Here is a 10965-nt window from a genome sequence, read left to right as displayed (position 1 = left end):
TCCAGCGAGGCCGTCGACCCACTGCTGCCCGAGGTCGCATGGAGCTGGCTGGTCGACGCGCTCGAGGCACACGACCAACTCGTCACCGCGCTCGGCGGCACCGTCACGGCGACCACCTCGGTGCGCTACGGCGACATCTCCGGACCGCCGCGCGCACACCAGCTGGAGCTGCGCGCGTCGTGGACGGCACTCACCACCGACATCGGTACGCACGTTGAGGCGTTCTGCGAAGTGCTCGAGCACGCCGCGGGGCTACCACCGGTCGGGGTGACAGATTTGGGCACCCGGTCGCGCGTTTGACATGGCTCCGGAGCCGACAGAAGCATCAACCGAAACGCCCGACGCCGCGGAACCTGACGTCACTCCGCTGCTCCATCCCGCCGACGGGGTGCCCGACCTGTCCACGACCGCCGGCGAGATCAAGGCCGCCGCTGAGTTGCTCGCGGGCGGCCGCGGCCCGTTCGCGGTCGACGCCGAGCGGGCCTCGGGTTTCCGATACTCCAACCGCGCGTACCTGATTCAGATCCGGCGGGCCGGCGCCGGCACCGTTCTCATCGACCCGGTCAGCCACGGCGGCGACCCGCCGACCGTGCTTCGGCCCGTCGCCGATGTGCTGGCCGACGACGAGTGGATCCTGCACGCAGCCGATCAGGATCTACCGTGCCTGGCCGAGGTCGGCATGCGCCCGCCGGCGTTGTACGACACCGAGTTGGCCGGCCGGCTGGCCGGCTTCGACCGAGTCAACTTGGCGGCGATGGCGCAGCGGCTGCTCGGTGTCGGGCTGGCCAAGGGCCACGGCGCGGCGGACTGGTCTCGACGTCCCCTACCGGCCGCCTGGCTCAACTACGCCGCCCTGGACGTCGAGGTGCTCATCGGCCTGCGCGAGTCGATCGCAGCCGTGCTCGCCGAGCAGGGCAAAACCGCCTGGGCCGCAGAAGAATTCGACTACCTTCGGAACGGCGCCGGTCAATCCCCACCGGCGACCCGCCGAGACCGCTGGCGCCGCACCTCCGGCATTCACCGGGTGCGCAACCAGCGTGGTCTGGCCGCCGTGCGTGAATTGTGGACGGTCCGAGACGAAATCGCTCAGCGCCGCGACATTGCCCCGGGGCGAATCCTGCCCGACTCCGCGATCATCGACGCCGCCACCGCCGACCCGAAGACCCTTGACGATCTGGTCGCCCTGCCGATCTTCGGCGGAAAACGGCAACGCCGCGGCGCCGCCACATGGTTGGCAGCGCTGAAGGCCGCGCGCGAAAACCCTGGCCCCGGAGACGAAATCGAGCCGCCCAACGGTCCACCGCCGCCGGCGCGCTGGGCTCGACGCAGGCCGGAGGCCGCAGCGCGGCTCGACGCGGCCCGCGCCGCGCTGCGACAGTTGTCCGAGCAGGTCACGGTGCCATCGGAGAACCTGGTCACGCCCGACTTGGTCCGGCGGCTGTGCTGGGATTGGGAGGGCGCCGACGACACAGCGGCCGCGGTCGACAAGTTTCTGGCGGCTGGTCAAGCAAGAAACTGGCAGCGCGAGTTAGTGGTGCCCGTGCTGGCCGCGGCGTTGCAACTGCCGCCGAAAGACAGCGAGGACGTCAGTCCAGCTGCTCCGTGATCTCGGCCCCTTCGACACCACCGGGGCCGACGCCGTCGCGGGACAGCGCGGCAATCCAGCCGGTGACCCGGCGGGCCACGTCCTGGTCGGTCAGACCGGCGGCGGCGAGTACCTCGCCACGCGACGCGTGATCGAAGAACTGTTGCGGCAGGCCGACATCGCGGCATGGCACGTCGATATCGGCGGCCCGCAACGCAGCCGACACGGCCGAACCGACGCCACCGGCCACCCCGTTGTCTTCCAGCGTGACCACCAGCTTGTGCGCCACCGCCAATTCCGGCACCGCGCCCGGAACGGGTAGCACCCAGCGCGGGTCGATCACTGTTACCCCGATCCCCTGGTCGCGCAGCCGTTCGGCCGCCGACAGGGCCATCGGGGCGAACGCGCCCACCGACACCAGCAGCACGTCGGCGCCCAGCCCCTCGGCCGGCTTCGCGAGTACGTCTACCCCGGCGTGTTGCTGCACCGCCGGAATGTCTTCGCCGACATCGCCCTTCGGGAATCTGATCACCGTGGGCCCGTCGCCGATAGCCAACGCCTCGCCGAGTTCCTCACGCAGGCGGGCACCGTCGCGGGGCGCGGCCACCCGGATGCCGGGGACGATGCCCAGCATGGACATGTCCCACATGCCGTTGTGACTGGCGCCGTCGCTGCCGGTGACCCCGGCCCGGTCGAGCACGATCGTGACGGGCAGCTTGTGCAGCGCGACATCCATCATGATCTGGTCGAACGCCCGGTTGAGGAACGTCGAGTAGATCGCGACCACGGGATGGATTCCGCCCATCGCCAGACCCGCCGCCGACGTCATCGCGTGCTGCTCGGCGATGCCGACGTCAAAAAGGCGGTCCGGGAAGCGTTCTCCGAACGCACTCAGCCCGGTGGGCCCGGGCATGGCCGCGGTGATCGCGACGATGTCGCGGCGTTTGGTCGCGTGCTCGATCAGCGACTCGGAGAACGTCGCGGTCCAACTCGGCCCCGCGATTTTGGTGGCCAGCCCGGTCGCCGGATCGATCACCCCGCAGGAATGCATCAGCTCGGCCTCGTCGTCCTCGGCCGGGCCGTAACCCCTGCCCTTTTGGGTGACGACGTGCACCAGCACCGGACCGTGGAATCCGCGGGCCCGGCGCAGCGCCGCCTCGACGGCGTGCTCGTCGTGCCCATCGACCGGCCCGACATATTTCAGGCCGAGATCGGTGAACAGCAGCTGCGGCGAAAGCGCATCCTTCACACCGGCTTTGACACTGTGCATGAATTGGTAAGCCACTTCTCCGAAGAGCGGCATGCCGCGCATCGCGCTGCGACCGCGCTCCAGCAGATGCTCGTAACCGGGCTGCAGCCGCAGCATCGCCAAGTGGTTGGCCAGCCCGCCGAACGTCGGCGCGTAACTGCGGCCGTTGTCGTTGACGACGATCACCATCGGCCGGCGGGTCGCCGCGATGTTGTTCAGCGCCTCCCAGCACATGCCGCCGGTGAGTGCGCCGTCGCCGACCACCGCCACCACGTGCCGGTTGCGATGTCCGGTCAGCTCGAATGCCTTGGCCAGCCCGTCGGCATACGACAGTGCCGCACTCGCGTGGCTCGACTCGACCCAGTCGTGTTCGCTCTCCGACCGCGACGGATACCCCGACAGCCCATCCTTTTTGCGCAATGTCTCGAAGTCCGCGGCCCGGCCGGTCAGCATCTTGTGCACGTAGGCCTGATGGCCGGTGTCGAAGATGATCGGATCATGGGGCGAGTCGAATACCCGGTGCAACGCCAGCGTCAGCTCGACGACGCCGAGGTTGGGTCCGAGATGGCCTCCTGTCGCGGCGACTTTGTGAATCAGAAACTCGCGGATCTCGATGGTCAGATCGCGCAGTTCCGCCTGAGACAGGTGCTGCAGATCGGCGGGCCCACGGATCTGTTCAAGCATTTCGCCAGTGTACGCAGAGGCGCCAGCCCACGGCGCGGACCTGCAGTGATACCCTTCCGACGCACACCATTAGCGCTCAGAAACCACACAGATAAGCCTGCTAAGTTATGCCCCGGTGTGCCGGGAAGTCTGGTCGGCGTTATTTATTGTGCTGTTCGGGGTCTTCCTGCAATTACGCGAAATTCAGGAGTGCAGCATGACTTGCACGGTCGACACGACCGCGCCTTACGGGCGGACGTCAGGGTTCAACGGCGTGATCACGACCTCACGCCCATTGGCTGCGGCGCTCGCATCTTGAGGACCGGTTCCCCGCCCATGCTGACCCAGGCACGCGTGCGACGTCGGGGCAGCCGATGAGCAGTGGGGTCTTCCACGCCGTCTACGCATCGACCGTGTTCGTGGTCTGCTATGTGCTGATCACCACCGAGCGCTTCAACAAGACCAAGATCGCGCTGGCCGGCGCGACACTGATGTTCTTTTTGCCGCTGATCAACTCCGACGAGATCTTTTACGCCCGCGATACCGGGGTCAACTGGGACGTCCTGTTCCTGCTCCTCGGCATGATGATCATCGTCAGCGTCGTCCGTCAGACTGGCGCGTTCGAATACGTGGCGATCTGGTCGGCCAAGCGCGCCAAGGGATCCCCGCTGCGGATCATGATCCTGCTGATTCTGGTCACCGCGCTCGGAACTGCCGTGCTGGACAACGTCACCACGGTGCTATTGATTGCGCCGGTCACCCTGCTGGTGTGCGACCGGCTTGCGGTCAATGCCGCGCCGTATCTCGTCGTCGAGGCGATCGCGGCCAACATCGCCGGCGCGGCGACCCTGGTCGGTGACCCGACCAGCATCATCATCGGCACCGGAGCGCACCTGAGCTTCATCGAGTTCAGCGCGAACATGGGACCGGCGGTGCTTCTCGTGCTCGTCGCCTTGATAGCGATGCTGCCGCGGCTGTACCCCGGCTTCTTCGTCGCAGATCCCGAACGGGTCGCCGATGTCATGTCGCTGGACGAGCGCGAAGCGATCCGAAATCCCAAGCTGCTGATGCAATGCGGGGTCGTCCTGGCCCTGGTCTTCGCCGGATTCGTCATACACCGGCAGATCCACATGGAGCCCTCACTGGTGGCCATGGCCGGCGCCGGGATCCTGATCGTGATCTCAGGTCTGGAAACGGAGTTCTACCTGTCCAGCGTTGAATGGGAGACGCTGCTGTTCTTCGCCGGCCTGTTCGTGATGGTCGGGGCCCTGGTGAAGACCGGTGTCATCAAGGAGTTGGCAACGGTGGCCAGCAACTTCGCCCGCGGCGATGCCTGGACGGCGACGATCCTGATCCTCACCGTCTCCTTCACGTTGGGCAGCTTCATCAACAACGTTCCGTACGCCGCCGCCATGACACCGATCGTCGGACAATTCGCCGACTCGATCCCCGGGCATGCCGGATCAGGTGTGCTGTGGTGGGCCCTGCTGTTGGGTACCGTGATGGGCGGCAACCTCACCCCGGTGGGGGCCAGCGCGAACATCGTCGCTGTCGGGATCGCGAACCGATCAGGCCATCGCGTCTCGTTCTGGGACTTCACCAAACGAGGCGCGGCCGTGACCGCGGTGTCCTTCGTGCTGTCCCTCGGCTATCTGTGGCTCCGGTACTTCTACTTCGCCTAGAGTCGCGATTTCGCCGTATGGTGTCTCTGTGCGGGCAGCGGACCTCGACGAGCAGTTTCTCATCGTGCAGCTGGATTCCGACGCCATGGACGCTGCCCGGATGATCGCCGAGCACGGTCTACCCGGCGTCGTCGTTGCCGACGCGTCTCATAAGCCGTGCGCGGTCATTTTGGCTTCCGAGATGCTGCCTTTCGTGTTGCCTCGCTACGTGCAGGGCAGCATGTCGCTGGCCGGTGTCATGGGCGACGCGCTCGCCGACCATGCGACCGAGAATTTGGCGGGTCGGAAAGTCAGCGATGTGCTGCCGAAGCAACCACGCAAAATCCCCTGCGTCGATGTGCGCGACGGCGTCATCAAGGTGGCTGCGGAGATGGCGGAGCAGCGAAGCCCGCTGATCGCAGTGACCCAGAACGGCAAGTTGCACGGCGTGATCACCGCCTCACGCCTGCTCGCGGCGGCGCTCAAATCCTGACTGCAGCTTCGGCGCCCACACTGCACTGAGGCCTACTCCGTGGCGATGTCAAACGCAACCTGAGAATTCCCTTACGCCTATCCCATTAACCGAAATCGCTCGGCGGACGTATTGTGGCGGTGTGCGGGCAGAGGATCTCGACGAGAAGTTCCCAGTTGTAAAAATCGACTCAAATGCGCTTGACGCAGTGCGTCTGCTCGCGGAGCACCGACTGAACGGACTGGTGGTCGTCACCGACACCTCCGAGACGCCGTTTGCCGTCCTGCCGGCCTCGCAAGTCGTGCGTTTCATCGTGCCCGGGTACGTGCAGGACGATCCCGGGCTGGCTAGCGTCGTCACCGAGTCGATGGCCGATCACGCGGCCGAGAAGCTCAGCGGCAAGACGATCCGCGACATGCTGCCGAAGCAACGGCAGCACATCCCCGTAGCCGAAGCCGATGACACCATCATCGAGGTGGCCGAGGTCATGGCGCGGCTGCGCAGTCCACTGGTCGCGGTCGTCAAAGACGGGAAGTTGCACGGCGTGATCACCGCCTCACGGTTACTGGCTGCCGCGCTGAAGGAATAGCCAAGTATTTGCGGGGGCGGCAACGTGGAACGGCCACACACCGTGCGCGCCTGAATATCTCGTGACCGAGCGGTAAACTTTCACGGAGTTGATGACGTCCACGACGCCGGCAGATCTTGTTATAGGCTCTTCGGGTGCCGAAGACGCCGTGGACGAGCCCCCGGTCATGACCACCCAGGCCGAAGTTCTAGAAGATTGATCGGGCGTCGAGGCCGGCGCCGATGACATATTTCGCGATCGCGGTATTCGTGGCCGCTTACGCAGCCATCATCAGCGAACGCTTCAACAACACTAAAGTCGCACTCGTCGGCGCGGGCTTGATGATCCTGCTACCGGTGATCGAGTCCCGGGACGTTTTCTACTCGCAAGCCAGCGGAATCGATTGGGACGTAATCTTTTTGATGCTGGGTATGATGATCATCGTCAGCGTCTTACGCCAGACCGGGATATTCGAATACGCAGCCATCTGGGCCGTGAAACGCGCCAACGGATCCCCACTACGAATCATGATCCTGCTGACACTGGTCATGGCACTCGCCTCGGCGGTTCTGCCCAACGTGGTCTCGGTGCTGCTCATAGCACCCGTCACCCTGCTGGTCTGCGATCGTTTGGCCATCAACCCGGTACCGCTGCTGATCGCCGAAGTGTTCGCCTCCAACATCGGTGGTACGGCGACACTGGTCGGCGACCCACCCAACATCATCATCGGCGCACGGAAAGGTCTCTCGTTCAACGCGTTTCTGTTCAACATGGCGCCTATCGTGATCATCATCATGCTTGCCTTCGTGGCGATGATGCCGCTGATGTTTCGCGGCCTGTCCGCGGTGGACATCGAGCGGATCAACGAAGTCATGGCAGTGGACGAGCGCGATGCCCTGCAGAACCGCCCGCTGCTCATCAAATGCGCCGCCGTCATGGTCCTCGTGTTCGCCGGTTTCGTCATCTCCGAAGCCATCCACCTCCAACCATCGTTGGTGGCATTGCTCGGCGCCGGCATCCTCATCCTGACCTCCGGGTTGGAGCAGTCGGACTACCTGGCCAACGTCGAATGGGACACGCTGCTGTTCATGGTCGGCCTGTTCATTATGGTTGGCGCGCTGTTCAAGACCGGCGTCATCAAGCATCTGGGCGAGATGGCAGCAGACGCCACCGGCGGCGACGTACTGCTGACGACGATGCTGATCCTCGGCGTTTCGATGTTGCTGTCCGGCATCATCGACAACGTCCCGTACGTCGCAACCATGACGCCGATTGTCAGCCATCTGGCGTCGGTCATTCCAGGTCACTCACACCATGACGTCATGTGGTGGTCGTTGGCTCTCGGTGGCGACCTCGGTGGCAATCTCACCGCCGTGGGATCCAGCGCCAACATTGTCATGCTCGGCATCGCGCTGAAGTCGGGTTACCCGATCTCGTTCTGGCAATTCACTCGCAAGGGTGTGCTGGTGACCGCGATGTCGACCATCCTCTGCGCGCTGTATCTATGGCTGCGCTACTTCGTCTTGAGCTAACCGCTCGAGACGATGGTCCGCTAAGAGCGCGTAAAGATTCGACGCGCTCGTGCTGATGACGGATGATAATGCGTTCGATACCTGCGGTTTTCGGCCGACCGGACGACGTGGGCAGCAAAGGTGACCGAGAAACCTCATATAGGGTGAGCGCGTGCACGCGGGAGAGATCGTCGACGAGTCCCCGATTGTCGACATCGACTCTCCCGCACGCGATGCGGTCCGACTGCTCGCCGAACACCGCCTGACAGGACTCGTGGTAGGCACCGACAGCTCCGACCAGCCCTACGCGGTGTTACCAGCCTCCCAGGTGGTTCGCTTTCTCGTGCCCGCCTACGTCCAAGATGATCCCGGACTAGCCCGGGTGCTGACCGAATCGATGGCCGACCACGCGGCAGAAAAGCTGAACGGCAAGACAATCCGCGACCTGCTACCCAGAAAGGCGCAGCAGATACCGGTCGTCGACGCCGATGACACCATCATCGAAGTGGCGGCGATCATGGCGCGCATGCACAGCCCGTTGGTGACTGTGGTCAAAGACGGCAAAATGCACGGGGTGATCACCGCATCGCGCCTCCTGGCCGAGGTGTTGAAACAGAGACCGGGTATCTGATGGAGCGGCAGCGATGACGACAACGACGATCATGATGTACCTGGCCGTGGCCATATTCGTCGTCTCCTACGCATTCATCATCAGCGAGCGCTTCAACAAGACCACGGTCGCGCTGGTCGGCGCCGGCCTGATGATCCTCCTGCCGGTTGTCGACTCGCCCGACGTGTTCTACTCCGCGGAGACCGGAATCGACTGGGACGTCATATTTTTGATGTTCGGCATGATGATGATCGTCAGCATCCTGCAACAGACTGGAGTTTTTGAATACGCCGCGATCTGGGCTGCCAAACGCGCCAACGGCTCGCCGTTGCGCATCATGATCCTCCTGATGCTGGTGATGGCGGCGGCCTCGGCGGTGCTGCCCAACGTGGTCTCGGTGCTCTTGATCGCCCCAGTGACCTTGCTGGTCTGCGAGCGACTAGAGATCAACCCGGTGCCGATGCTGATGGCAGAGGTGTTCGCGTCCAACATCGGCGGTGCAGCTACGCTGGTCGGCGATCCACCCAACATCATCATCGGCGCACGCAAAGGCCTGTCGTTCAACGCCTTTCTGGTCAACATGGCCCCGATCGTGATCATCGTCATGCTGGTCTTCGCCGCAGTTTCGCCCTTGCTGTTCCGGGGCTTCTCCACGGTCTCGCCCGAAAGGGTCGCAGACGTCATGGCGCTCAACGAGCGCGCGCTGCTACGTGATCCCCGGCTGTTGATCAGATGCGCCGCGGTGATGACCGTGGTCTTCGTGGGGTTTATCGTGTCCCCGACCATTCACATCCAGCCGTCACTGGTGGCATTGCTGGGCGCGGGGCTCCTGATCCTCGCATCGAAGATGGAGAAGTCCGACTACCTGGCCAACGTCGAGTGGGACACCCTGCTATTCATCGTCGGCCTGTTCATCATGGTCGGCGCTCTGCTCAAGACCGGCGTCATCAAGCATCTGGGCGAGCTGGCAGCAGGCGCCACCGGAGGCAGTCCGCTGGTGACAACGATGCTGATCCTGGGCGTGTCCACGTTGGTGTCCGGCGTCATCGACAACGTCCCGTACGTGGCTACTATGACACCGATCGTCACCCACCTGGCCACCGTGATCCCGCACGAGGAGCACGGCAATGTGCTGTGGTGGTCGCTGGCCCTCGGTGGTGACCTCGGCGGCAACCTGACAGCGGTGGGATCCAGCGCCAACATCGTGATGATCGGCATCGCCTTGAGATCGGGCTACTCAATATCGTTCTGGGAATTCACTCGCAAAGGCATCGTCGTCACCGCGATCTCCACGGTGTTGTGCGCGATCTATCTGTGGCTGCGGTATTTCGTGTGGGCGTAGTTGCTCAGCGGGTCAGCAGCGCGACGCACTCGATGTGATGGGTCAGCGGGAACGAATCGAACACCGAGATCTTGTCCACCACATATCCGTGACTCTGATAGAGGCCGATGTCGCGAGCGAATGACGCTGCCTCACAACCAATATGGACTATCCTCGGGACCTCGGCCGCGGCCAGTAGATCGATCACCTCGCGCCCTGCGCCACCGCGCGGCGGATCGAGCACGGCCACATCGGCGCCAGCACGTTGCGCGGTCAGCGCCCGGCGGACCGAATCGGTGATCACGTTCACCTGCGGCAGATCAGCCAATGTGGCGCGGGCCGACCGCGTCGCCGACCGCGAGCTGTCCACACTGACCACCTGCCCCGACTCCCCCACCGCGTCGCCCAGGACCGCGGCGAAAACCCCTGCGCCCCCGTAAAGATCCCACGCGGTCATGCCCGGGTCGGGACGGGCCCAGTCGCCCACGAGGTCGCTGTAGGTTCGCGCGGCGTCGCGGTGGGCCTGCCAGAACGCCGTCACCGGCACCTGCCAACTGTGCCGCCCGGCGCGCTGCACACCCTGGTAACTGCCCTCGACCACGTCGGTCGAGGTACGCCGGCCGTGGCGCACCGTGCGTACCACGTGGCGCTGGCCGTCATCGTCGATCACGACGTGCAGGTGTGCACCCGGCGGCCACGCGACGTCGGTCAGGCCGTCGATCATCCCGGCAGGCAGCTGACCACAGTTGAGATCGGAGACCAGTTCGTCGCTGTGATAGCGATGAAAACCCGCGCGGCCGTCAGCCCCGACGTCGAGCCTGATCCGCGTGCGCCAGCCGGTCGGACCGGCGGTCGACACCGGCGCCACCGCGTCGTTCCACTGATAGTTGCCAAGGCGGGCGAGCTGGTTCGACACCACGTCGGCTTTCAGCGCACGCCCCGCTGCCGGGTCGACGAAGGCCAGATCGCAGCAGCCGGCCCCGTCCACGCCCGCGATCGGGCACAGCGACGCGATCCGGTCTGCGGACGGTTCGATCACTTCGATCGCTTCGGCGTGCCAGTACGACCCCCGGTCGGCGGTGACTTGGGCCCGCACCCGCTCGCCGGGCAGCGCGTAGCGGACGAACACCACCCGGCCGTCGTGGCGGGCCACGCAGCTGCCGCCGTTGGCCGGCGCACCGACGGTCAACGTCAGCTGATCGGTGGCCGGCGGTGGCGCCGCGCTGGATTCCGTTGTCAATCGAAAATCCCCCGCCGCGCATCGCCGGGTGCGGCATGCGGATGCAGCGTCTTGAGTCGCTCCGACGAACTGAGTTGCCAGGGAA

Annotated in this window: 10 protein-coding genes; 8 read left to right on the top strand and 2 right to left on the bottom strand. The window is 64.8% G+C overall.

All coding sequences use genetic code 11. From position 1 onward, the window contains the following. Together VN856_RS26270 and VN856_RS26265 are read left to right on the top strand one after the other, a co-directional pair. Positions 1–300 (top strand): DUF3000 family protein (locus tag VN856_RS26270; protein ID WP_325694775.1); only part of this gene is annotated, 300 nt, incomplete at its 5' end. A gap of 1 nt (position 301) precedes the next feature. After that, entirely contained in the window at positions 302–1606 is a 1305-nt protein-coding gene (locus VN856_RS26265) for a ribonuclease D (RefSeq protein WP_325694773.1), read from the top strand. On the opposite strand, the gene dxs is transcribed toward VN856_RS26265, so the two are convergent. Further along, positions 1587–3518, bottom strand: a complete 1932-nt coding sequence (gene dxs, locus VN856_RS26260; RefSeq protein ID WP_325694771.1) for a 1-deoxy-D-xylulose-5-phosphate synthase — start codon at positions 3516–3518, stop codon at positions 1587–1589. The two genes, VN856_RS26265 and dxs, sit on opposite strands and share 20 nt — an antisense overlap. Before the next feature lie 353 nt (positions 3519–3871). Between dxs and VN856_RS26255 the strand changes: the two genes are divergently transcribed. The 6 genes from VN856_RS26255 (at position 3872) to VN856_RS26230 (ending at position 9661) form a co-directional block, all read left to right on the top strand. Further along, positions 3872–5179 carry an ArsB/NhaD family transporter gene (locus VN856_RS26255; protein ID WP_325694769.1) on the top strand — a complete coding sequence of 436 codons (1308 nt, stop codon included), beginning with the start codon at positions 3872–3874 and terminating at the stop codon, positions 5177–5179. A 28-nt stretch (positions 5180–5207) separates the two neighbouring features. Beyond that, complete coding sequence (locus tag VN856_RS26250) at positions 5208–5651, top strand: CBS domain-containing protein (RefSeq protein ID WP_325694767.1); 444 nt, start codon at positions 5208–5210, stop codon at positions 5649–5651. A gap of 121 nt (positions 5652–5772) precedes the next feature. Further along, on the top strand, positions 5773–6219 hold the full coding sequence (locus VN856_RS26245) for a CBS domain-containing protein (RefSeq protein ID WP_325694765.1): 447 nt from the start codon (positions 5773–5775) through the stop codon (positions 6217–6219). Between the two features lie 221 nt (positions 6220–6440). Further along, positions 6441–7730: an ArsB/NhaD family transporter gene (locus VN856_RS26240; protein WP_325694763.1), complete on the top strand. Its 1290-nt coding sequence runs from the start codon at positions 6441–6443 to the stop codon at positions 7728–7730. A gap of 151 nt (positions 7731–7881) precedes the next feature. Continuing rightward, positions 7882–8340 carry a CBS domain-containing protein gene (locus VN856_RS26235; RefSeq protein ID WP_325694761.1) on the top strand — a complete coding sequence of 153 codons (459 nt, stop codon included), beginning with the start codon at positions 7882–7884 and terminating at the stop codon, positions 8338–8340. Between the two features lie 13 nt (positions 8341–8353). Continuing rightward, positions 8354–9661: an ArsB/NhaD family transporter gene (locus VN856_RS26230; RefSeq protein ID WP_325694759.1), complete on the top strand. Its 1308-nt coding sequence runs from the start codon at positions 8354–8356 to the stop codon at positions 9659–9661. A 4-nt stretch (positions 9662–9665) separates the two neighbouring features. Here the strand turns inward: VN856_RS26230 and VN856_RS26225 are convergent, their stop codons facing one another. Continuing rightward, positions 9666–10880 (bottom strand): class I SAM-dependent RNA methyltransferase, encoded by a 1215-nt coding sequence (locus VN856_RS26225; RefSeq protein WP_325694777.1) that lies wholly within the window; start codon positions 10878–10880, stop codon positions 9666–9668. Positions 10881–10965: the final 85 nt, after the last annotated feature.

Origin of the sequence: Mycobacterium sp. (assembly GCF_035603715.1) — a bacterium.
GTDB lineage: Bacteria > Actinomycetota > Actinomycetes > Mycobacteriales > Mycobacteriaceae > Mycobacterium.
Note: the sequence above shows the minus strand (reverse complement) of the source record. Positions and strands in the feature narration are given on the sequence as shown.